The sequence below is a fragment of the Candidatus Thalassolituus haligoni genome (assembly GCF_041222825.1).
Classification (GTDB): Bacteria; Pseudomonadota; Gammaproteobacteria; order Pseudomonadales; family Oceanobacteraceae; genus Oceanobacter; species Oceanobacter antarcticus.
Window position 1 is genome coordinate 104474 of record NZ_CP139482.1, and the last position, 23830, is coordinate 128303.

At 53.0% G+C, this 23830-nt stretch carries 21 protein-coding genes; 11 read left to right on the forward strand and 10 right to left on the reverse strand.

Annotated features, from left to right (window positions below):
* Nucleotides 1–7: 7 nt before the first annotated feature.
* The 8 genes from SOJ49_RS00515 to SOJ49_RS00550 are packed head-to-tail and all read right to left on the reverse strand — an operon-like array spanning nt 8 to nt 8434.
* Complete coding sequence (locus SOJ49_RS00515) at nt 8–304, reverse strand: hypothetical protein (protein ID WP_369856291.1); 297 nt, start codon at nt 302–304, stop codon at nt 8–10.
* Nucleotides 304–1050: a tetratricopeptide repeat protein gene (locus tag SOJ49_RS00520; protein WP_369856292.1), complete on the reverse strand. Its 747-nt coding sequence runs from the start codon at nt 1048–1050 to the stop codon at nt 304–306. The genes SOJ49_RS00515 and SOJ49_RS00520 overlap by 1 nt, the downstream gene beginning before the upstream one ends.
* Nucleotides 1031–3862 carry a tol-pal system YbgF family protein gene (locus tag SOJ49_RS00525; RefSeq protein ID WP_369858097.1) on the reverse strand — a complete coding sequence of 944 codons (2832 nt, stop codon included), beginning with the start codon at nt 3860–3862 and terminating at the stop codon, nt 1031–1033. Before SOJ49_RS00525 ends, SOJ49_RS00520 begins: the two co-directional genes overlap by 20 nt.
* Nucleotides 3855–5789: a hypothetical protein gene (locus SOJ49_RS00530; protein WP_369856293.1), complete on the reverse strand. Its 1935-nt coding sequence runs from the start codon at nt 5787–5789 to the stop codon at nt 3855–3857. Before SOJ49_RS00530 ends, SOJ49_RS00525 begins: the two co-directional genes overlap by 8 nt.
* A 3-nt stretch (nt 5790–5792) precedes the next feature.
* Nucleotides 5793–6299: a hypothetical protein gene (locus tag SOJ49_RS00535; RefSeq protein ID WP_369856294.1), complete on the reverse strand. Its 507-nt coding sequence runs from the start codon at nt 6297–6299 to the stop codon at nt 5793–5795.
* Nucleotides 6300–6309: 10 nt separating this feature from the next.
* On the reverse strand, nt 6310–6828 hold the full coding sequence (locus SOJ49_RS00540) for a redoxin domain-containing protein (protein WP_369856295.1): 519 nt from the start codon (nt 6826–6828) through the stop codon (nt 6310–6312).
* A complete protein-coding gene (locus tag SOJ49_RS00545) occupies nt 6798–7775 on the reverse strand; it encodes a hypothetical protein (protein ID WP_369856296.1) in 978 nt (325 codons plus the stop codon). Before SOJ49_RS00545 ends, SOJ49_RS00540 begins: the two co-directional genes overlap by 31 nt.
* A complete protein-coding gene (locus SOJ49_RS00550; RefSeq protein WP_369856297.1) occupies nt 7757–8434 on the reverse strand; it encodes a hypothetical protein in 678 nt (225 codons plus the stop codon). The genes SOJ49_RS00545 and SOJ49_RS00550 overlap by 19 nt, the downstream gene beginning before the upstream one ends.
* 834 nt (nt 8435–9268) lie before the next feature.
* On the opposite strand from SOJ49_RS00550, the gene SOJ49_RS00555 reads away from it, so the two are divergent.
* Both SOJ49_RS00555 and parC read left to right on the forward strand, forming a co-directional pair.
* A complete protein-coding gene (locus SOJ49_RS00555; RefSeq protein ID WP_369856298.1) occupies nt 9269–11167 on the forward strand; it encodes a putative bifunctional diguanylate cyclase/phosphodiesterase in 1899 nt (632 codons plus the stop codon).
* Nucleotides 11168–11240: 73 nt separating this feature from the next.
* Nucleotides 11241–13493, forward strand: a complete 2253-nt coding sequence (parC, locus tag SOJ49_RS00560; RefSeq protein WP_369856299.1) for a DNA topoisomerase IV subunit A — start codon at nt 11241–11243, stop codon at nt 13491–13493.
* A gap of 81 nt (nt 13494–13574) precedes the next feature.
* Here the strand turns inward: parC and rsmD are convergent, their stop codons facing one another.
* Nucleotides 13575–14126 (reverse strand): 16S rRNA (guanine(966)-N(2))-methyltransferase RsmD, encoded by a 552-nt coding sequence (gene rsmD, locus SOJ49_RS00565; RefSeq protein ID WP_369856300.1) that lies wholly within the window; start codon nt 14124–14126, stop codon nt 13575–13577.
* 169 nt (nt 14127–14295) lie between these two features.
* On the opposite strand from rsmD, the gene ftsY reads away from it, so the two are divergent.
* The 7 genes from ftsY to SOJ49_RS00600 all read left to right on the forward strand — a co-directional run bounded on the left by ftsY (nt 14296) and on the right by SOJ49_RS00600 (nt 22141).
* Nucleotides 14296–15639, forward strand: a complete 1344-nt coding sequence (ftsY, locus tag SOJ49_RS00570) for a signal recognition particle-docking protein FtsY (protein ID WP_369856301.1) — start codon at nt 14296–14298, stop codon at nt 15637–15639.
* A 9-nt stretch (nt 15640–15648) separates the two neighbouring features.
* Nucleotides 15649–16326 (forward strand): cell division ATP-binding protein FtsE, encoded by a 678-nt coding sequence (gene ftsE, locus SOJ49_RS00575; RefSeq protein WP_369858098.1) that lies wholly within the window; start codon nt 15649–15651, stop codon nt 16324–16326.
* On the forward strand, nt 16307–17347 hold the full coding sequence (gene ftsX / locus SOJ49_RS00580) for a permease-like cell division protein FtsX (RefSeq protein ID WP_369856302.1): 1041 nt from the start codon (nt 16307–16309) through the stop codon (nt 17345–17347). Before ftsE ends, ftsX begins: the two co-directional genes overlap by 20 nt.
* Before the next feature lie 164 nt (nt 17348–17511).
* Nucleotides 17512–18384, forward strand: a complete 873-nt coding sequence (rpoH, locus tag SOJ49_RS00585) for an RNA polymerase sigma factor RpoH (RefSeq protein ID WP_369856303.1) — start codon at nt 17512–17514, stop codon at nt 18382–18384.
* A 369-nt stretch (nt 18385–18753) separates the two neighbouring features.
* Nucleotides 18754–19086: a CidA/LrgA family protein gene (locus tag SOJ49_RS00590; RefSeq protein ID WP_369856304.1), complete on the forward strand. Its 333-nt coding sequence runs from the start codon at nt 18754–18756 to the stop codon at nt 19084–19086.
* Entirely contained in the window at nt 19083–19775 is a 693-nt protein-coding gene (locus tag SOJ49_RS00595; RefSeq protein ID WP_369856305.1) for an LrgB family protein, read from the forward strand. The genes SOJ49_RS00590 and SOJ49_RS00595 overlap by 4 nt, the downstream gene beginning before the upstream one ends.
* A 197-nt stretch (nt 19776–19972) precedes the next feature.
* Nucleotides 19973–22141 (forward strand): response regulator, encoded by a 2169-nt coding sequence (locus tag SOJ49_RS00600; protein WP_369856306.1) that lies wholly within the window; start codon nt 19973–19975, stop codon nt 22139–22141.
* On the opposite strand, the gene nudE is transcribed toward SOJ49_RS00600, so the two are convergent.
* Nucleotides 22114–22683 carry an ADP compounds hydrolase NudE gene (gene nudE / locus SOJ49_RS00605; protein WP_369856307.1) on the reverse strand — a complete coding sequence of 190 codons (570 nt, stop codon included), beginning with the start codon at nt 22681–22683 and terminating at the stop codon, nt 22114–22116. The genes SOJ49_RS00600 and nudE overlap by 28 nt on opposite strands.
* A 44-nt stretch (nt 22684–22727) precedes the next feature.
* Here nudE and yrfG point away from each other — a divergent pair, with 44 nt between their 5' ends.
* Nucleotides 22728–23414: a GMP/IMP nucleotidase gene (yrfG, locus tag SOJ49_RS00610; RefSeq protein ID WP_369856308.1), complete on the forward strand. Its 687-nt coding sequence runs from the start codon at nt 22728–22730 to the stop codon at nt 23412–23414.
* Nucleotides 23407–23811, forward strand: a complete 405-nt coding sequence (gene hslR, locus SOJ49_RS00615) for a ribosome-associated heat shock protein Hsp15 (protein ID WP_369858099.1) — start codon at nt 23407–23409, stop codon at nt 23809–23811. The genes yrfG and hslR overlap by 8 nt, the downstream gene beginning before the upstream one ends.
* Nucleotides 23812–23830 lie beyond the last annotated feature (19 nt).

Consider the following 23830-nt stretch of genomic DNA (forward strand, 5'->3'; position numbering starts at 1 on the left):
GTGTGAACTAATTCGCTTTCCTTTCCGTTGCCTGATTTCCGAAACCGTCTCTGAAACGTTTGGCATATTCAACTTCTAGCTGAAATTGTTTCGGTTGCAGCGGCTCGAAGCGTTCTTCCTCATAGCCATTAATAGGTTCGAACGGTATTTCCACGTCGGGTGGGCTTTTCCATGAAGTAATTGTCATGATGCCGGCGTCTTCCGTACTGCCAAGGATGGAGATCCCTTCCAGTTGAATAACATCTGCTGCAATAGCGGTTACCGGAGAAAGCAAGGCCAGCAGTGCGAATAACCATGTTTTCATCAGGAGTCTCCTTCCGAATCTGCAGCAGCCGCAGGCTGCTGGGTTGGCGCTTCACTAGGCTGGCTGGCTGCTTCGGCGGCAGCGGCAGCTTCTTGTGCCTGGGTGTTTTTGATGCGTTTGTCGAGATCCTGTATCCAGATTGTCAGTAGTGGATCTTCTTTCTTGTTCAGCTGCTGTGCTGTGCGGTACTGGAGCAATGCTTTCCCGTACTGCCTCATATACAGATCGTACAATATGCCCAGGTTATAGTGCAGATCGGGGTTGGGCACTGAGCACTGAATGGCTTTGGAATAGCTTTGTTCTGCCAGGGTAAAATCACCAAGTTCCCGTGCTACTGGCCCCATAGCCTGAAACGCAGGACAAAATTCGCTATTCAATACCAAGGCCTGATCAATGCTGGATTTACTGCCTTCAAAATCCCCGGTCTGGTATTGGGATAAACCCAGATTGACCCAGACGCCCGGATATTCCGGAAAACGCTCAGACATGATGATCCAGTGCTTCAAAGCCTGGTCATAGCGTTTTGATTTGAGCAAAATCAGGCCATGCTTGAACAGCCCCTTGGTTTCTGCATCAAGGTCAGCATCAGCAGAGTCATCCGGCCCGGTTTCTGCTTCTGTCTCTGCAGCTACTTGTTGTTGTGTTTCTTCTGGTTGGTCGGCGTTATCCTCGCCGTCGCTCTTCATCAACGAGCTACAGCCTGCCAGCACCATCACCAAGAGAAAACTAGCGAATCTCACTAACATAGCTCAATTCCTTTTCGTCCTTACGGTATTGGGTCGGTGCCAGGTCAGCCATGACATCGAAGCTCTTTTTGATCCATTCATCGTAAATGCCGTCGTAGGTACGATTGATGTTTTTCATCTGCACGTCCATCGCGGCCTGCTCAAACGGGTAGGCCTGGTCTTCAAGCAGGAATTGGTATTCCTCGAGTTCCAGCTCATCCAGTCCTTTTGGTCGTTCTGAGTCCAATAGCGCCTTGCTCAGTTGGGTATAGAGCTGACCAATACGATAGGTCGAGGAGGTGGTAAATTCGAGCACGCCCATCTCGACGGATTGGGTATACAACTCCTGAGCTTCTTGCATGGCCTTGTTCTTGATCGGAATACTCTTGTTGAGTGGCAAGGTCAGCGGCAGACTCTCGTATTTCAGTCGTGAAAACTCTGCCAACTCGTAGGAGGCACCAGCAGCCAAGTACTTCGAGCGTTCGGTTTGCTTGTCCCCGGCATTGGCATTCAGGGTAATGATTTTATCAAGCCAGAAACGACGCTTGTCTTCGTCCTTTTCATTGCCTTCCATGCCATACAGTTGCTCCAGCTTGTAGTGGGCTTCGATGGCGGGATCGAAAGGTTCCGAGTAGTTGTTGGCATAGCGCTTGAACATGACGATGGCGCTGCCAATGTCACCGGCTTTTTCATAATATTCACCGGATTGGAAACAGGCGATGCGCTGTTCTTTCTTGTCTTTGGATGTACGCCATACATCCGCCAGAGCATTGGCTGCCGTCGCCCATTTTTCCTGCTTTTCATAGGTGAAAATCAGCTTGGTGGGAATATCCTGACTGAGTTTATGGTTGGGATATTTACGCTGGAATGCTTTTAGCGCTTTCTCTGCCCCGGCATAGTCCTCTATTTCAAACAGCATGGTGGCGGCATCGTATTCGGCAATGATGGAGTTTTCGCTGCCAGGAGTGACATCACCAATGCGATTCCAGCTGGCGGCTGCCAACTCGTAATCACCGGCTTCGCGGGCCTGCTCACCTTGTTTGTAGATCGCCGCCGCGAGTTTTTCGCGAATATCCTTGCGGGTTTTGCCATCAATCTTGTTGTACTTCAGTGCTTGCTGAAACGCTTCTTCTGCTTCGGTGTAATATCCCAGCTCAAATGCCGAGTGTCCTCGAACCAGTGCAGCACCATAGCGATGTTTGTCTGACAGATTATCCTGAATGCCCCAGGCCATGCGGGAAACAGACAGTGCCTCTTCATAGTTTTTGTCAGCCAGGAACAGCTCGGAAGTACTTACCAGAACCTTGCCACGCTCTTCATGCTCGGGGAAGGTATTGATAAAGCGCATGGAGTTTTCAGCACTTTGCTGACGCCATTCTGCTGCTTCATCTTCGTTGGTTGGTTTGTATTTGTTATAAGCCAATACCGTTGCATAGGCAGCCTCCGAGGCTCGCGGATGATCGGGGTATTGATAGGCTACGATTTCGTAATGATCACGGGCTTGCTTGTAGTTGCCGAGCTCGTAGGCGATCTCTGCCAGCAAGAAATGCGCTTCGGCGGCATCGGCGGCATCCGGGACACTACGTAAATAAATGTCGTACCACTTCGCCGCTTCGGCATAACGTGCTGCTTTTTCCGCACTGTCTTTGGTCTGTTGTGCCCAGCCGTGATTAAACTTGGCTAAATCCATAATATAGCCAGCGAGGGGTTCGCGAATCGTGGCGTGTACTTCTTCACCATGGTTAGCCCAATACTCACTGTCGATACCGAAACGGTCTATATAGTCTGCTTCGCTTTGACGTTGCAGTACGGGGTAGCCTGCAGCAGCGTACTGGTCAACCATGTGCTGGTAATAAACCGGTGCCCGGTCACTATCGGGGTAGCGCTCGACATAGGCGGCCAGCGTCGACGCGCCACTCTGGTAGTATTTTTGCTCGTAGTAGAAGTCAGCCAGGCGATCATAAATCAGGTATTCGTAGTGGCGACGACCGTAGTGATCAAAGAATTCGCCGACCTCTTCCCATTCACCACGGTAACTGAAAGCGACTGCCATGGTGTAAACGCTGTCCTTGAGGATTTCAAGGTCGGCACCACTGGCGTTATCAATCGCACTCTGGGTTGGGTAGTCTTCGTCAATCAGCCGAGCAAACGCCAGCAGGCTGTCATCGTAACGGCTTTGTTTAAACAGCGACCAGCCCAGCATGTAGCCAGCATTGCTGTAGTATTTATTGCCAATACGACCATGTTTTACCAGGCGCTGGAACGATTGTTCTGCTGCGACATAGTCGCTCATGGCATAGCGCAGTTCACCAAGGCGGAATTCGGCATCAAGATAATAGAGGGAGTCCGGGTAGCGTTCGACCAGCTGTTCAAGAACCCTGGCGGTTTCTTCCGGCTCAGCTGCGATGTTGTAAGCTTTGGCTAGCTGATAGAGTATTTCATCATTGCTGGCGTTGTCTGGATGATCGGCCAGTAATGATTCGAAATCACGAATGGAGGCGGCAAGCACCTCCGGATCAACGGCTTCTTCTTCATCGGAAGTAAAGCTGTCGCCGGTCCAAGCTGCTTCTTGCTCGTTCAGGCGCAGCGCAGCAATACGGCGGGAAGCCAGCATTGCGTATTGGTGGTGATCTGCGACTTCAATGTAAGCCCGATAACGTGCCACGACGTCTTCATTGGTGACAATCAGTGGCTCATTGGAAGGCGCTTTCAGTCCGTAATATGTGAGATCCGATATGGTGCCAGCCTGGTGTGGTTGTACCTGGGCGCAGCCAGCAGTTACAAGCAGACAGGACACGACAGAGGACCATATCAGTGAGCGCCGGTCATTCATATTCACCCAGGCCTCCGCTGTTGGTGTTGCGACGCAGCTCGTTGTCGTAAAGTCGGGCAATAGACAGGCGAGTGGTCGCGAGGTAATCCTTGAGTCGGTCTTTCAACATGCCGATATGGCTCTGAGCAACGGTGACAATTTGCTGCTGCTGTTTGGTGTGGAGTGCTGTCAGTGTTTGTTCCAGCTGGCTGAGTTTGCTGGCGGCGGCTTCGATGGTTGCCAGGTGCGCTTCAGAGTGGGCGTGAAAGGTACCCACCTGTTCCCGTAGTCCATTGACATTGGTCAGCTGGGTATTTAAATCCTGATATTGCTGCTGCAATAGAAGTTGCTGTTTTTTGAGTGTCCATGCCCTTTGTGGTAAAGACTTGCTCAGCTGCCACTGGGAAATGCCTTGCAGGAGCGCGGCCTGCTCACGGATATCTTGTTCCATGGGCGTTTCGCCACTGGATTCCTTGGCAATAGCGACCAGCTTATTCAGCTGCTGTAACTCTGATTCATTGGCAAAACCAAACGCTTGGCGCCGCTGTTCCTGAATGCGCTGGTCGATCAGTGCGATCTGTTGTTGCAGCTGCCTGGAGCTGCTTTCTACCTGCTCCAGTCTGCCGGACTGTGCGACCTGAACATAAGCCGCCAGATTGGCGAGCTTCTCAGCCTGTGCAAGAGACAGCTGTTGTTGTTGCCGTTGAACCCAGTCCAGCATGCTGCGAATGTCCAGCAGACGCTGCTGCTCCTGGATGAAGGCGCTGGTACTGAGCAATCCTTCAAGGTTGCGGCTAGTGGGTGATTCGGTGACGCCCTGAGGGTCAGCACTGAGTATATTGTCAGAGGTTGCCGACTGGCGAGCTTCCCAGCGCGCTACCCACTGAAGTAAGGTTGCCGGATTGTTGAGATTATTGAGCTGCTCAAGTGCCAACGTCATACGGTTTTCTGTGTATTCGTAGACGGGCAGGGAGGGCACCCCACCATTCATTAGTTCGGCAAGGTAGGATGTTGCCATCAATGATTCGAGTGCATGAATGTCCAGCAGGGGGAAGTGCTCCTGCAATACCCGCCATGGCTGTAATGCCTGGTCGTATTGCCAGCGCTTTGACAATGCCCAGCCATATTGCAGCAATGCATCGGAGGTGTAGGGGCCATCCTTGGATACCTGACGCAAATAACCAATGGCTTCGTCATAATGTTTGTTGCGTAACTCGTATTTTCCCGCCGTTAAACGGAAGCGATCATTCAGCGCAGTTTGCTGTTCATTTTCCGGATCATTGACCAGAAAATCGGACACCCACTGCTGCAAGTCGTCAGCAGATATTCCCTGGCGCATTTTTGTCAGCATCAGGTTATAACCGGCAAACCGGTACCAGTGGCTATCCTCATCAATCTGACTAAAAGCCTCTTCAGCTTGCGGGGTCTGATCTCGATTGGCGTATGAGGTGGTGGCTATAAAGGCTGCTTCGGCTTCATCTGCCGGGTTCAGCAAAGCGTCGCCGGCCATCGCCTTACTGACCAGTTGGCCAGCTTGCAGCCAGTTACTTCGGTCGGAGGCGTTACGGGCCAGCATGAACCAGGTATTTCCCATTCCTGGAGAGTGACTGAGTGACGGATCACGGAGCAACGCACTGGCGTAGGAATCCATGCCCAAGTCTGACAACCCGGCGGGTAGTGTGTACATGATGTCCATATCGGCGAGCGTTGGTTCTGCGTCACTGTCTGACATGGCAACCAGAGGGTTGCTGGTCAGATAGTGGAAGAAATACACACGCTTGCCCAGCTCGTGATTCAGCACATCGATTGGGGTTTTCAGTACCGGAGCTGTGGCACTTAGCGCAGATACAATGCTGTTATCTGACGCCGTAGGCTGCGCTGCACAGGTAGTACTGCTTACCCAAGCGGTAGCCGCTACGGCCAGAGCGAGTAATCCTGACTTTTGCATGACTTACCAAGCCTTCAGAGTAGCAACTGCGCTGCGTTGGGCGGTGTTGTCCGTAATAGAAAGCAAGAGTTTGAGATGGTCGCCGTTTTTACGGAAAACCCCCTCATAGACCAGATCACGAACACGCTTGTTTTCGTCACGTCCACGCACGACAACTTTCAACAGGTGATTGCCGGGTGCCACTTCAAGGTCGGCCAGCGGCTGGACAGCACCAAACTGAAGGGCCTGGATTTCTTTTTCCGTATAAAGATAGTTAACGGGAGTAATACCATTGCCAGACACTGTGATTGACATGGGGGTAAAGAATTTACCGTTACTGAGTGCCAAATACAGTGACGCCTTGGTACTAATCGGGCTGATCAGTTGCTTTTCGATGGCCGAGAGCTCGCTGCTCAACTCAATCACCGAGCGTTTGGCTGAATCGATTTCAAGCTGAATGTCTTCTGGGGTCGCTGCCACGGCTTGGAAAATACCGAAGAACCATAGCATCCCTGCAACTAAAAACTTCATAACCACCTCATCAACGTTGATGTACTACGCCGTCCCCGGATAACCAGTGACTCAGGGCGCGGCGAGTGAATTCCATATTTCTGAAAAGGCTACCTGCGTACAGGTAATCCAGTGTTCCGTCAGGGCTAACCAGCATTACGGCGGGCAATGGGTTGATTTGCCATGCCCTGGTCAGTTTCTGGTTGTATGCCAGTAACGGCAGACTTGTATGGGGAGCATCCTTGACCAACTGATCATCGGTATCCCATATCACCCAGGTAACCAGGCCGTTTTTGCTGTACTGACGTGCCAGTTGCTCATACTGCTCCAGTGCTTCCCGGCATTGGTGACATGGGCCGACCCAAATCAGCATTACCGGCTTGCCGCGCTGCTCATTCAAGCTTTTTGCGTAGCCGCCCATGACCGGAGGAAGCGCCAGCTCGGCCAGCGTGTCTCCAATCGACAGTTTGCTCGAGGCTGTGTCAGCAACGGAAAAACTGGCGATCAGAGCGGCCAGGACTAGTAGTAAAATCCGACTGCTATGCTCCATTGCAGACCTCGGTGCGAACCTTCTTGGTTAAGTACTTCGTCATCGACGTGGTAGTAGCGGGTATCGGTACCAATCCAGTAGTCGCCCATCATCACCTGAAGAGATGTCCCTACGCCGAGGTACATGCCATGGCTGCTGCCAGTGAACTGTTCACCGATAACGCCATCTACGTTCAACTGCCATGGCAGAAACGTTTCGCCATCAACACTGGTAATACCTTTGAGCAGTGAATAGCCGATTCCGGCGGTAATGACACGGAAGGCTGCATGCTCCTTCAACTCGGTATTACCGTTATCATCCTTGATGGTCTGGTTGCCAAACGAGGTCAGGCCCAAATCGATACTGGCCAGGGCATCCATACGGTCGGTCAGGTGATAACGGACAGAGCCGCCAAACAACAGGCTGTCGCCATATTCCGCAGACGTTTGCTGACCCAGTGACATGCCAATCAGAGCTTTCTGTTCCGGAATACCATCGGAAAAATCAAATGTGCGGGGGATCGGTTCAAAGATCTCTGCCGTTCGGGGAACCGCAGATACGCCAACGAGGGGCAGCAACCCTTGCATCACGCTGGCTCCGTCCAGAGCCGAGCTGGTATTGACGGCTACTTCGTCTGCCATATAGCTCTTTTCTGTGCCCATTTGCGCCATTCGGGACAACAGTTTTTCCATCATCGCCGGGTTGTCAAAGGCAGACGATGCCGGAGGCGTTTCCTTTTGAACCATGTGCAACAGCTTTTCGAGCACTTTCGGATCGTTCAGAGCCTCGGCATTGCCCGGAGCCAGTTTGGCGTCAGATTTGGCCTTGTCGGCGACCATACCCAGCAGCTTTTGCAATACGGCAGGGTCGTCAAAGGTCGATGGAGAAGTCTCGGCAGCTGCAATTGACGACGCTGCCAGGAGGAAACCCAGTGCAAGACTGGATCTTTTCAGAAACGAATTTTCCATACTAGGGCCAACGCTCCATGATTTGCACTATTGCCAGACAAGGCTTGCTGGACTTGAACCCGGCCGCCGATACTGACGTTGTAAGCTATATTCCAGTTGATATCGGTTGTGGCTGAAAGCAGCGGCACGGTTGTGTCGTCACCCTCGTCGTCCCAGCGGGTTGAACCGCCTGAACTCTTGCCAACACCAACTCCCAAATATCCATCCCATGACCAGCGACCGTTCTCGGCGAAAGGAAAGCGCTTTCCTGCCTCCAGAGAGTACCAGTCATCATTCGTGTCGGTAGAACGGGTAATGCGTACAGCCGCTGCCTGATCAAACAAAATAAAGTTGGCACCGAGTGTCAGAGCGGTTTCAGAGGTTGCAGCCAGTTCAAACTGGGGATTGTTTTCGTCACTATTGTCACGAAACTGCAGTGGCTCCAGGCGCTTGATGTTTTCTGGCAACGCTTCGAGCGAGTCGATACTGATCCAGCCCTGATACTCTCCAGCCTGTACATACAACCAGTCGAGCTGGCGTTTCAGGGGGATAAGCGCCGTATCAGACGGTATGTCCGTCGAAACCGGATAGGTATCTGCTGGACCCATTCTTAACTGAATGGGTGCTGCGGTCGCAACAGAAACGAGGCCGACACTCAGTGCCAGAGCCTTGGTCAGCATGAGCAGTCTGCCGAGATGGAACATCGGACGCTGCTTTGTTTCTGGATTCGCCTGCATATCGGCACTAGTTCCTTGTGTGAGTTACCAGTATTCGTGGCGGTGGCACAACGGCGGGCAGTATGCTTAGCCAGTTAGTGCTCGTCAACACAGTGTATCAATTATGTTACATCACGTTAATTCAGACACGTTTTGTGCACTTCGTCGACCAAAATAAAAATAATGGGCAGATGACGAGGTGGCGAGCCTAGCAGCCTAATTGGACGGTTTTATGTCAGTTGGAATACAAATAGAAGGGGCAGCGGTGATTGTCCGACATGGCGATTCAGAGCAAATTTCCTGACAAATGCTCATTTTATGGCACCGTTGCTGCCCTGAAGGCAGGCAAGCGCGTTCGCACCCCAATAATATTAATCCCTGCGGTGATCAGAGCTGCTGGTCATTTGCTTGTATTCAACAAAGACAACTAAATATGAGTTGAGGCTGGAATATTGGGCGTTGCTATCTGTTTTTGAGCTAACAAAAGCGATTATCTGAACGGATTAATTTCACAAAATGTGAATTGATTCCGGTTCAGTGGGCATGCCTTTGCTCTCTTGAGTCGTCAGAATATAGATAAATTGTCGGATTGCTTGCCGATCCAAAAAGCCGCGTTGGCGGCGTGATAGCGCGCTATCTGGCTGAAACACGGTTAGCGGCAATGGCAATAAGGACAGTCGCGGCCGATATCCAATCAATCTGAAAAAGTTGTTACATAAATTTACATAAACGGGGATATTATGCGGTAACAGGGTTCCGAGCGGGATCGGTTCATGTGCTTCTGTGGCGGGAAAATGGATGTCTTTCACCTCATCGCGTATTACTGATAATTATGGTTGGCTGGAAAACTACAGCCAGCTGATTTTACTGCTAATGGTCGGAATTATCTTGGCTATGCCCTTGATGAGTGGGGCAGGTGTGCGGTATTGGCTGATGTTCTGGGGGCTGACGACAGCGCTGCTAGTGACTTATCGTGCCCGGCTGTTACAGCGTACCCAGAGTCATTTGCAGCAGCAAAGCGAGTTGTTGCAGGCCATTTGTGATGGCCTGCCCGATGGGGTGTTTTTCAAGGATCGTCGCGGGGTGTACTGCTACGTTAATGAACAAATATCTCAAGGAATTGGCCGCGACCCTGTGGGTAAAACAGACTTTGAGCTGTTTGATGCCGATGTTGCCCGGCGGCACCAGAGTGTTGATGAGGAAACGATTCATCAAGGTGCTCGTTACCGTAATGAGGAATGGGTAACGTCGGCAAATGGTGAGCGTATTCTGATGGAAATCAGCAAGTCGCCACTTTTTGACCGTCAGGGGCAATGTCTGGGGGTGCTCGGTGTAAGTCGTGATGTGACCGAGTTACGCAAGATTCAGAACAACCTTGAATTTATTGCTCATCATGATGCCCTCACTGGGTTGGCCAATCGTACCCTGTTGTCGAAAAAATTCGATTATGCGTTACGTCTGGCACGACGACAGGGAGGAAATCTGGCGGTGCTGTTTTTTGATCTCGATCAGTTCAAGGGGATCAATGACACCTTTGGCCACGATGTCGGGGATCTGCTGCTACAGGACGTTGCCCGTCGTTTCTGCAGTAATCTGAGAGATTCTGATCTGTGCGCCCGTCTTGGCGGCGATGAATTTATTCTTGTGCTACCGGAGTCAGGAACGCGTGCCAGCCTGACTTCCAAGGCTGAACAGCTGTTATCAGTTATTTCCGAACCGTACCAACTGAATGGTCATCTGCTTTCCCTTAGTAGTAGTGTTGGCATCAGCCAATTTCCTCAAGATGGCGACAATTTTACGATGCTGGTTCGTCATGCCGACGCCGCCTTGCACCAAGCCAAGCAAAATGGCCGCAATGGATTTTGCTTCTATGAACCGTCGATGCTTGAAACTCTAAACGATCGATCGACCCTGGATCATGATTTGCGTGATGCGGTCAGCCTCAGTCAGCTGGCGATGATGTATCAGCCACAATTTCGTTTTGGTGACAACCAGCCGCGACGGGTCGAGGCGCTGATGCGATGGTTGCATCCGCAGCTGGGTAATGTGTCACCGGTGGAATTTATTCCTATCGCAGAAACGACTGGCCAGATTCACAGCATGGGCCAGTGGGCACTGGAGCAGGCTTGTAAGCAGTTTTTGGCCTGGCGTGAACAGGGGTTATTGCTGGAAAAAATCGCCATTAACGTGTCGGCGATTCAGATCAACGCCGGATTTGCCTCACGGCTGATGGCGTCGCTGGCAGACATGGCATTTGATCCGGCCTGGTTGGAGTTGGAAATTACTGAGACGGCGATGATGAGTGGTATTACGGAAGTCACCCGTCAGATCAGCTTGCTGCGTAATCAGGGGGTCGAATTCTCGATTGATGACTTTGGCACCGGCTACTCATCTTTAAGCAAACTCAAATCCATGCCGGTGACGGTGCTGAAGATAGATCAGTCGTTTGTGCGGGATATCAACGACGATATCAGTGATTATGAAATCGCCCGGGCCATTATTCTGATGGCCAAAAGCCTTGGCTTAACGGTGGTGGCTGAAGGGGTGGAATCGCGTGCGCAAGCTGCGATTCTTCAGCGGCTGGGATGTGACTGGGGGCAGGGGTTTCTGTTCAGTCCACCCTTAACGGGCGACGATTTTTTAAATCGATACGCCGACAGTGCACTCCGTCGACCCTCTGTGGTCGGGATCGAATAGCTGCAGAGTGATTGCCCATCTTGCAGGCCTCAGTCACAATCGCCCTACCTGAACTCAGTCGTATCCAATTCCAATGACGCAAACCAGCTATACCGATGATGGCGTAGAACGCCAGTCGCTGCGACAGTACACCGAGAATGCCTACCTCAACTACTCCATGTACGTCATTCTTGATCGTGCCTTGCCCCATGTAGGAGACGGACTCAAACCGGTACAGCGTCGTATTATTTATGCAATGAGCGAGCTGGGCCTGAAAGCAACGGCCAAGTACAAAAAATCCGCCAGAACCGTGGGGGATGTGCTGGGCAAATACCACCCGCATGGTGATAGCGCCTGCTACGAAGCGATGGTGTTGATGGCGCAGCCGTTTTCCTATCGTTACCCGCTGATTGATGGCCAGGGTAACTGGGGTGCACCCGACGATCCGAAATCCTTTGCGGCGATGCGTTATACCGAGGCCAAATTGTCCCCCTTTGCGGACGTATTGTTATCCGAACTTGGTCAGGGGACGGTGAATTGGCAGCCCAACTTTGATGGCACCATGGACGAGCCGACCACCCTGCCGGCGCGTTTGCCCCATGTGCTGTTGAATGGAACAACCGGCATTGCCGTTGGTATGGCAACGGATATTCCTCCGCACAACATTCGCGAAGTGGCCAGTGCCTGCATTCACCTGCTGGATAATCCGGGCGCCAGCAGTGACGATTTGTGCCAGCTGGTACAAGGGCCTGATTTTCCCACCGAGGCGGAAATCATTACCCCGCGTGACGAGTTGCGCAAACTTTACCAATCGGGCCGTGGCAGTATCAGAATGCGAGCGGTCTACACCCGTGAAGACGGTGATATTGTGATTACCGCCCTGCCACATCAGGCTTCCGGTTCCAAAATCATGGAGCAGATCGCCGCCCAGATGCAGGCGAAAAAGCTGCCGATGGTGGCTGATCTGCGGGATGAATCCGATCATGAAAATCCGACCCGGCTGGTGATTGTGCCGCGTACTCGCAAAGTGGATGCGGAAGCCGTGATGGCGCACTTGTTTGCGACCACCGATCTGGAGCGTAACTACCGTGTCAATATGAACGTTATCGGTCTGGATGGTCGACCGCAGGTAAAAAACCTGCTCACCATGCTGAACGAATGGCTGACCTATCGAACAGCAACCGTCCGTCGTCGGCTCCAGTTTCGTCTCGACAAGGTACTTGCCCGGCTGCATATCCTCGAAGGTTTGCTGGTTGCCTTCCTTAATATCGATGAAGTGATCGAGATTATTCGTCAAGAAGAGCAGCCCAAGCCGGCGCTGATGCAACGTTTTGGCATTTCGGACATACAGGCCGAAGCGATTCTGGAATTAAAACTGCGACACCTGGCCAAGCTCGAAGAGATGAACATTCGTGGTGAGCAGGATGAACTGGAAAAGGAACGCCAGCAGTTGGAGAAGACGCTTGGCTCCGAGCGGCGGTTGAAAACCCTGATTAAAAAAGAGATCAGTGCCGATGCCGAGAAATACGGCGATGATCGTCGCTCCCCGCTGGTGCTGCGCTCGGAAGCCAGAGCGCTGACGGAAGCTGAGCTACTGAGCTCTGACCCCATCGTGGTGGTACTGTCTCAAAAAGGCTGGATACGGGCGGCGAAAGGCCATGATGTGGATCCAGAAAAGCTGAGTTACAAGTCAGGGGATGCGTTTCTTCAAGCCATTCCGGGCAAGAGTAATGAGCCCGTTGTGTTACTGGACGACACTGGCCGCAGCTATAGCCTGATTGCCCATACGTTGCCGAGTGCTCGTGGCCAGGGAGAACCCTTGACTGGGCATTTGAACCCTCCGGCGGGTGCGGTATTTGAGCACATGCTCATGGGGCAGGACAGTGACGAATACCTGTTATGCAGTGATGCGGGCTACGGATTCATTACCCGCTTTGCCGATATGCAAAGCAAGAACAAGGCTGGCAAGGCATTGATCACATTGCCTCCGAATGCCCGTGTGCTGGCACCAGGTCTGCTGCCTGCGGGTAGTGATGTATGGATCGCGACGGTGACGAATGAAGGCCGATTACTGGTCTTCCCGGCTGCCGATTTACCTCGGCTGGGCAAGGGCAAGGGCAATCGACTGATCAATATCAGTGCTGCTCGCGCCTCTGCGGCAGAAGAGCTGATGGTATCGGTGCGGGCATTCCACACGACAGATATCCTGCTGGTGTATTCCGGCAAGCGCCATCTGAAATTGAAGTTCAGCGATCTGGAGCATTATCTGGGTGAACGCGGGCGGCGAGGCAACAAGCTGCCACGGGGTTTCCAGAGCGTTGACCGGCTGGATATTGTGCAACCATAAGGCTGATTCGAGCGGACAATGTGAAGTGTTGTAAGGCCACGCAGGTGCAGGGTGGCCGTGCTGTATCCGTATCTGAAACAATCAGTCAGTTACCACAAACAGCCGGAAACAGAACTCTTTGGTGGTTTTGCTTTTACGCTCTTGCCAGTTGGCGGGCCAGGCTGGCGCTAGCACCGTCTCGTATTCGGTGTAGATCAAGGCGCCAGGGAGGAGCGTAAGAGCGTCAATGGCGGGCTGCAGCAGGTTTTTGCCGAACGGTGGATCCAAAAAAACCAGATCAAAAGGTTGTGGATTCTGCTGCAACCAGAGTAAGGCATCACCAGCCCACACCTGGGCATGGGTTGCGTTCAGCGTCCCAAGGTTATCTTTCAGTTGAATAGCAGCCTTCGGGTGCTTTTCCAGAAAAACGACATCTTTGGCACCTCGGGACAGCGCCTCGATACCGAGCGCACCACTCCCGGCAAAAGCGTCCAGTACGCGTGCGCCTGCCACGTCAAACTGCAACCAGTTAAAGATGGTTTCACGCACTCTGTCCATGGTTGGGCGCAGGCCATCCACTGCCGGAAAACGCAGCCGACGGGAACGCCATTCGCCGCCAATAATTCTCAGTTGTTGGGTGGGTGACTTGCTCACGCGGAATCTCATCAATGACTACGGATATCGGCGGATGGTATCAAGCACAGCCTGAATGTCGACATCCATATTGCAACCAGACACATCAAAAACGCTGGAATAGTGGTAGCATAGCCGCCAATTTCAGCCGTTTCCGGCTCCTCCCCCAGCCACGCTGACAGTGAACGCCATGTTTGATTTTTTTAAGCGCAAAAAGAAAAACCCGCAAGTCACCGAATCATCGGCAGAGGCCGAGCAGATCACCAGCCCGGACGTTGTTGCTGATCCGGAATTGACCGGGATAGATAGTGAAGCCGACGTTGTCGACAGCGCCCCAGCGCCAGAACCGGCTGCTGCCGATGCAAAAGCGACGATTGGAAAGGCAATGGATGTTGAGTCGCCTGCCAATGCCACCGAAAATGACAGCAGCACTGAATCAGTGCTTGCAAGCCATGACGAAAGCCCCGAAGAGGTTATGCCTGAACCGGTTGCTGCCGGCACGAAAGCGGCCCTCGCACCGGATGCTGATGAGCCGGAGAGCGACCCGATCGATACGGGCAGTCAGCCCAGTTCTGTTGTTGAAGTAGAGGTGGCACCTAAACAGGGCTTTTTTGCCCGTATCAAGGCTGGCCTGAGTCGCACTCGCAGCAACCTGACCGATGGTCTGGCTAACTTGCTGTTGGGTAAAAAGGCCATCGACGATGATTTGCTGGAAGAGCTGGAAACCCAGTTGATCATGGCGGATGTCGGTGTGGAAGCGACGGCCGATATTATGGCCCGCCTGACGGAGCGCGTTAGCCGCAAGGAACTGAAAGACTCTGATGCCCTGTACGATGCCCTGATCGATGAATTGAAAGGCGCACTGTCACCGGTCGAAGCACCGCTGACCGTGACGACCAGTAAGGCTCCCTTTGTGATTCTGATGGTGGGTATTAATGGTGTCGGTAAAACCACCACCATTGGCAAGTTGGCCCGTCAATTCCAGAGTGAAGGCAAAAGTGTGATGCTGGCCGCCGGCGATACCTTTCGGGCTGCTGCGGTGGAACAATTACAGGTCTGGGGTGAACGCAACCAGGTGCCGGTGATTGCCCAACATACCGGGGCTGATTCTGCCTCGGTGATTTTTGATGCCCTGCAAGCTGCTCAAAGCCGCAAGGTAGATGTACTGATTGCGGATACAGCGGGGCGACTGCACAACAAAGACAACCTGATGCAGGAGCTGGAAAAGGTCGTTCGGGTGATGAAAAAACTGGATCCGGCAGCCCCTCATGAAGTCATGTTGGTACTGGATGCCGGTACCGGCCAGAATGCGATTAACCAGACCCGGCAATTCCTCCAGACGGTCGGTGTAACGGGGCTGACCCTGACCAAACTGGACGGTACCGCCAAGGGCGGGGTTATCTTCGCGTTGGCGAAGCAGTTTGGGATACCGGTGCGCTTTATTGGTGTCGGTGAAGGCATTGAGGATCTGCGTCCGTTTCATGCGGGCCAGTTTATCGACGCCCTGTTTCAGCGCGACAGCAGCGGAGACTGATCGATGAGCATGGTTCGCTTTGATCAGGTGAGCAAACGCTACGCTGGGGGAAAGGAAGCGCTCAGTGGTGTCAGTTTTGAACTGGAACGCGGTGAGCTGGCTTTTCTTACTGGCCACAGCGGGGCCGGTAAAAGCACCTTACTGAAGCTGATGATGTTGATGGAACGTCCGTCTCGTGGTCAGGTGTTTGTTGATGGCCAGAATCTCAATCGATTGCGCCAGGGGCAGGTACCCTATCATCGTCGCAAGGTTGGTGTGGTCTTCCAGAACCATCAGTTGCTGTTTGATCGACCGGTTTACGACAACGTTGCATTACCCTTGCAGATTGCGGGCTATTCACCACTCGACTGCGCCAGGCGAGTACGTGCCGCGCTGGATTCCGTTGGACTGTTGCATCTGGAGCAGCGTAATCCCATTGAATTATCTGGTGGTGAGCAGCAGCGCGTCGGTATCGCCCGTGCGGTTGTCAATAAACCATCGTTATTACTGGCCGATGAGCCGACAGGTAACCTCGACCCGGAGTTATCAGCAGAAATCATGAATCTGTTTGTACGCTTCCAGCAAGTCGGCGTGACGGTATTGATAGCGACTCACGATATCGCCCTGATCGAGCGTATGGGCAAGCGCCGCCTGATTCTTGATCACGGTCAGATGGGAGGTGATCTCCATGTCGGCAACGCCGGATAAAAAGCGCGGAGCGGTAGCCTCTTCCCGTCGAACCGCAGTTGGCAATCAAACAGCCCGATCGGCCGGTACCTCCTCGGGGGCATCGGCACAGAAAATCGGCATCGGACATCGTGTTGTTGCCTGGCTGGCCCATAACCAGCTGGTGGCAGTGGAGACGCTGCTGACATTACTGGCCCGTCCTGCCTCCAGTCTACTCACTTGGCTGGTTGTTGCCATCGCCTTGACGTTGCCCGGAGCGTTGTGGATGTCGTTAACCAATGTTGAACAGTTAAGCGGCAATTTTCAGCAGTCTGGGCGCATCACCTTGTATTTACAGTCGGGCACAACCACCGCAGACGGGCTGGCATTGGAGCAACGGATCCAGCAGTTGGGGTCTGTTGTTGAGACTGAATATGTCAGTGCCGATCAGGCCCTGGCACAATTCAGCGAAGCCAGCGGACTGTCGAATGCCCTGGATATGCTCTCAGAAAATCCCTTGCCAGCGACCATTCTGGTCGAGCCACCACTAGGGCTGCCAGCCGAGCAGTTGCAACGCTTGCTGGAACAGCTGGAATCGTTCCAAATTGTAGCAAGAGCACAGCTGGATATGGCCTGGTTGGAGCGACTGCGTTCCATTCTGGCGTTAGGGCAAAGATTGATCTGGGTGTTGGGTATTATGCTGGCGCTGGCTATTTTGCTGGTGGTGGGCAATACCATCCGTTTATCTATTGCTGCACGAGTAGATGAAATTCGAGTGATCAAGCTGGTGGGGGGAACCGATGCCTATGTGCGCCGTCCCTTCCTTTATACCGGTTTGTGGTATGGCATGGTTGGAGGGCTGCTGGCCTGGTTGATGTTGATTGGTTGCTGGCTACTGCTCAGAAATCCGGTGGCGGAGCTGTCATCCTTATACGGTTCCGGATTTGAGTTACAACCCTTGTCTGCCAGTGCCGCTCTGACACTGTTGCTCGGGGCCATGTTACTGGGCTGGTTAGGCGCGTGGTGGTCGGTCAGTCGCCATTTACATGAGATAGAACCCTGATGTACGGGTTTGTGGTGAGATTGTTCCTGCAATGGAACTCAGTGCTGGCTTGGATGTCGGAGAAACCGGGTGCTACACTGCCCTGTAAATTCAGATTTTGTAGCGACCCCACTGCAGTTTGCGTGGTCAATTGATTCGCTACCTTGTCGCTTATGGAGTATGTAATGAACAAAGGCTTGCAAGCCGTCGATGCGCTGTCTCCGGGAGCCAATCTCGAGGCTTACATCTCAACGGTTAATGCGATTCCTATTCTGAGTATTGAAGAAGAACGTGAGTTGGCCAATCGCCTGCACTATCAGGAAGATCTGGAAGCTGCGCGCCGTCTGGTTATGGCTCATCTGCGCTTCGTTGTTCATATTGCCCGCAGTTATTCCGGTTACGGACTGAACCAGTCTGATCTGATCCAGGAAGGTAACGTTGGCTTGATGAAAGCGGTTAAGCGTTTTAATCCGGAAGTTGGTGTTCGACTTGTGTCGTTTGCTGTGCACTGGATCAAGGCCGAGATTCACGAGTTTATCTTGCGCAACTGGCGCATTGTTAAAGTGGCAACCACCAAGTCACAGCGCAAACTGTTCTTTAACCTGCGTAGCCAGAAAAAGCGTCTGGGCTGGTTGAGTCAGGATGAAGCCAAATCCATAGCAGCCGATCTGGGTGTTGAAACCCGTACAGTTTTCGAAATGGAAGGTCGTTTGAATGCTTATGACGCTGCGTTTGACGCTGGCGTTGATGACGACGACGAATCGGCCTATCAGGCTCCAGCTTATTATCTGGAAGACAAAAGTGCTGACCCGGCACTGACGGTAGAAACCGAGAATTTTGAGCAGGATGCCAGTGAGCGTCTGGCCTCGGCACTGAGTGACCTGGACGACCGGAGCCGGGCTATTCTTCAACAACGCTGGCTGAGTGACGATAAAGCCACACTGCACGAGCTGGCTGCCATGTACAACGTATCTGCTGAACGTATTCGTCAGCTGGAAAAGAATGCGATGAAAAAACTTAAAAATGCGATGGGTGGGGCCTTGGTTCCGGCCGTATGATTCCGTTACATAAAAACTGAGACATCAAAAGAGTCATCTCGGATTGGCGTGAAACAAGGAACGCGGCAGTAAAAACGGCTCAACGTTGAGCGGACTGCCGCCTTATATACATTAATCCTCCCGCTCTGGACGGGATTCGCCAGCTTGATGCAACGCCATTCTCATCATGCGTAGCCATCTGCCTGCATTTGATGCTGTTGTGTTGTGAGGCATTGTGACGAGGCAACAAACCATTGCCGAATTCTGGTGGTTGATGGTACTGTTTATACCCCCTAGGTGTTGCTGACCGGCATATTCCCCCATGATTTCCTGCTTAAAAGCGTTTCTGAAAAAACAATTTATCCTCTCCATCTGTTCAGGAACCTGCCCATGTCCGGCTTGCTGATCCTGCTTGCCTTTCTGATGGGTGGCACTCTTATTCAATATTGGACGTCAGCTCCGATTCCCGCTGCGATTATTGGCATGCTGTTGTTGCTGGTTTTTCTGATGATCCGGCGCAAGGTTCCTGCCGCGCTGGAAGGTATCACCAAAGTACTTGCCCCTATTTTGCCGCTGTTTTTAATCCCGGTGAGCGTCGGCATTGTCACCCATGAACAGTTGGTTAAGGAGCACGGCCTGGTGCTGTTGCTCATTCTAGCGATCAGTCTGATACCTGGTACGCTGGTGTGTGGTTGGATCATGTCGCAAGGCAAGCGCTCATGACGGTGTTGCTGCATACTCCGTTGTTCTGGACGGCATTAACCATTGGCTGTTTTTTACTGGGCCAGCATGTGTACCGGCTGACCGGTAACCTGGTGCTGCTGCCTCCGATTCTGACTGGCTTTGGTCTGGTGATTATGACCTTGAAGCTGACCGACACGCCGTACTCTGTATATATGGAAGGTGGACGGTATCTGCACGATATGCTGGGGCCAGTTATCGTGATGCTTGCGGTGCCGCTATTCCAGCAATTAAAAGCGCTGCGCCAGGATGCTATCCGTATTGCTCTGGCGGTCACGCTGGGCAGTGCTACGACGTTGGCCTGTGCTTGGGGGCTGACGATCTGGTGGATTGGTGATCCGATGCTGGCGCAGACGATTCTGACCAAGTCTATTACGACCCCGGTTGCGGTTGCTATTACCAGTCAGCTGGGTGGTGATCCGTCGCTGGCGGCTGCCTTCGTTATTCTGACGGGGTTGCTGGGAGTGATTTTGATATTGCCGACTATGACCTTGCTACGCATACGCCAGCCCGAGGCCATCGGGATAACACTGGGAGTCTGTGCTCATGCGATTGGCACCAGCCGGGCACTGGAGCTGGGTGAGCGGGAAGCGGCCTACGCGGTAACCGCCATGACCCTGACTGCCACGCTGCATGCGATTGTATTACCCCTGGTGGCCGGTCTGCTCTAGCCAGAGGGCGCATTTATCAATGACGGCGCTCGAAATGACGAGGATACCTTTCTTCGCTCGCGACATGTTTCGATGCACCCTATACTGGGCGAATGGGTGTACTGCGACCAGGTGCTCCCGATTCTGTCGGCCTGACGCTTGGCGTTTGAACCTACGTCATTGCTACTCGCGGGCGCATGATCGCTCAAGGAATATCGATGTCGTTTAGCTCTCGCCAACAGCTGATTCTGACTGCCACCGCCCTGATTGTGGGAGCCGGCGGCATCATGGGTGTAACGGCTTTCTTGCTTGCCAGGGGTGCTCCGGACGTCAGCGCGCTGAAAATACTGGCAGGCGTGGCCATTCTGGCATTGGTGTTTGTCGGTGCCTTGGTGAGTGTTATCAGCTACCACCTGACCCGCCCGGTTACCGATCACTATAAACAGCAGCTACTGCAGCAGGGTTTTACCTGGGAACACGTCAGCGGCATTGTGCTGCGCGTCAATGTGCAGCAGCTGATTCTGGATGCCAATCCGAACTTCCAGCAGCTGTTCGATCTTCGCCCTGGCTCTTACCTTCCCAGCATTCAGCGGCGTAATGAGCGAGAGTTAATTCAACAAAGGATCAATCAGTCTCTGAGCAGCCAGTCGATGGTTGATTTCGAGGCCAGCCTGCTTGACCGTTACGGCGAATGGGGCCGCTGGGCGCTGCAGGTTCGTCCCTGGCAACAAGACGACAATCATCAGATATGGCTACTGGTGACCGGTGATGACATTACCCAGCGTTATTTTATGGAAGCTCAGTTGCGCGAAGAGCAGCAACGGCTGTCGACTTATCTCAACACCATGCAAACCCTGCTGATCATTTGTGATGAAAATGGTCACGTGACGCGTATTAACCCGCAAGCACAGCAACTGCTACAAATACCGGATGAACAGATTAATGGCTATCCGCTTAGCTACCTGATCCCGAGGCAAGCCACTCTTGCTGTTGAACGCGAATGGCAAAATCTGCTCAGCCGTCACAATGGCAGTTTGTCGCTGGAGTTTCCGGTACTGTCCTCGACGGGTAAAGAGCACACTATCAGCTGGCGTATGACGCGTCTGACCAGCGCCAATGCCATTCAGGGAGAGGTCTTGCTGGCAGGCCTGGACATCACCGAATCCGTAGCCAACCGCCTCGCCCTCGAAACGGCCAATAGCCGAATCCGCGAAGCGCTGACCCAGGCAGAGCAGGCGAACCACTCAAAGTCCATTTTTCTCGCTAACATGAGCCACGAAATTCGCACGCCCATGAACGGTATTCTGGGTGCGACCGAATTAATTCTTGATTCCAGCCTGAGCACAGAGCAACGCCACTATCTCGACATTATCTATAACTCATCGCAAACCCTGCTGGAAATCCTCAATGATATTCTGGATCTGTCAAAAATCGAATCGGGCAATCTGGAACTGGAACATATTGATTTTGACCTGAACCAGCAACTCAGTGATCTCAAACAACTGTTTGATGAACCCATCCGACGCAAGGGACTGGCGTTTATCTATTATTACGACGGTGATATTCCTCAGTACTGGAATGGCGACCCCAAGCGTATTCGCCAGATCATCACCAACCTGATCAGTAATGCGATGAAATTTACCGAACATGGCCAGATTGAGGTGCGGGTTACCGGCAGCCAAGCGGAAGGCCCTCGCTACGATATCCATATTGCCGTCGCGGATACCGGTATCGGCATTGCCAAAAGCAAGCAGGAACAGGTCTTTTCGGCCTTCCGCCAGGCAGACAGCAGTACCAGTCGACGTTATGGAGGCACCGGCCTCGGTCTCACTATTTGTCGGCACCTGGCATCTGCGATGCAGGGAGAGGTGGCATTACAATCCAGTCCAGGGGTGGGTAGCACATTTACCCTGCAGCTGCCGCTGCGAGCCGCCAGCCAGCCAGCGGTTAAACAACGTCCTTTGTTACAGAGCACCGCGCTGGTGGGCCGAATATTGCTGGCCGAAGACAACGAGGTCAATCAGCGTGTTGCTTCCCGCATGCTGGAAAAGCTCGGCCTTGAATGCACTGTCGTCAGTGATGGCCGCGAGGCGTTGCAGGCGCTGCAGCAGGACACTTTCGATCTGATTCTGATGGACATCAACATGCCGGTATTGGACGGAATTCAGGCCACTCGGGAAATACGACAGCTGTCGGCAGATATCAGTCAGATTCCCATTCTGGCTCTGACGGCCAATGCCATGATGGAAGACCGACAGCGCTGCCTGTCAGCGGGCATGAACGGTTTTGTCAGTAAACCCATTCGCATGGAAACTCTGCGCACCGCTTTGGTAGAACTGCTCCCCACCCAGGCGTCGCCTCAGCCAGGTAGTACCTCACCCTTGTAATGCCCGGCCAGATACGCCTGCGCCAGTGCCAGTGCAGCCACTGCTCGGCCTTCTGAAAAATCGGCACGCTGATACAGCGACAACAGATCGTTTAATTTCCAGGGAATCAACTCCAACGGCTCCGGCTCATCACCTTCAAGGCGAGAAGGAAACAGGTCACGGGCAAGCACCACGTCAATACCACCACTCATATAGCTGGGTGACAGACTCAAGCGTTTGAGAAATACAAACTCGCGGGCGCCATAACCAATCTCTTCCTGTAACTCCCGGTGGCAGGCATCACGCATCGATTCGCCCAGATCGACGGCCCCTTTGGGCAGCGTCAGCGTATAATCCTCAATACCGCCACCGTACTCCCGAATCAACGCTACCGTATCGTCATCCAGCAACGCCACCATCATGACGGCACCAGGGCCGCCCGGCATCAAGCGCTCATAAGTGCGCTCCACGCCGTTACTGAAGCGTAGCTCCAACGACTCGACACGGAACAAACGACTCTGGGCGACGATGGAGCGATGCAGGATCTGAGGTTTTTTATCCATGTCAGGCCTGTTTAAATAGCTGAAAACCTGTTGAGTATAACCCTATGCGCCCGATCGACTGGCAACAAATCGACACTGTGCTGCTGGATATGGACGGCACCCTGCTGGATCTGCATTTTGACAATTACTTCTGGCTAGAGCACCTGCCAGAGCAATACGCCCGTCACAAAGGACTCAACAAGGCCGACGCACTGGCCGAGCTGAGCAGCAGTTTTGTTGGCCTGCGTGGCACCCTGAACTGGTACTGCCTGGATTTCTGGAGCGAGCTGACCGGCTTGCCTATTGTCGAACTGAAAAAAGATGTTGCCGACAAAATCGGTTTTCGGCCTTATGTGCGCGAATTTCTCAACACTCTGGCGCAACTCGGCAAACGTCGGGTAATCGTCACCAACGCCCATCGTGACAGCGTTGATCTCAAGCTGCATCACACCGGCCTGGATCAATACGTTGATCGCATCATCAGTTCCCACGACTACCGTGAACCGAAAGAGCAACAAGCGTTCTGGAACCATCTGTTACAGGACGAACCCTTCGACCGGCAACGCACCTTGCTGATAGATGACAGTCTCGCTGTGCTAGAATCTGCCCAACGCTGGGGCATTCACTACCTGTTGGCAATTCACCACCCAGACAGTGAACGCGAGCCAATCAGCCAGGATCAGTTTCCCGGCATCCATCATTTTGACGAACTGATATTTGACTCACAGGACGCTGCTGACCGTGATGACTGATAACTCCATCAAAATCCGCCTCGACAAGTGGCTCTGGGCGGCGCGCTTTTTCAAAACCAGAGCGCTAGCCAAACACGCGATTGAAGGCGGCAAGGTGCACTACGACGGTCAACGCTGCAAAGTCAGCAAGTTAGCCGATGTTGGCGCCAAACTGACCATCCGGCAGGGTTTTGATGAAAAGGAAATCATCATCACCGCACTGTCTGATCAGCGCCGTGGTGCCCCCGAAGCACGGCTGCTCTATGAAGAAACCCCTGCCAGTATCAAGCAACGGATGGACAATTCAGAACAACGTCGGGTACTGAATGCCTCAATGCCTATGCCCGACCACAAACCCAACAAAAAAGAACGTCGCGATATGCGTCGTTTTGAACAGGTCCATCAGGATCTCGGCTGAACGTTACAGGTACACCGAT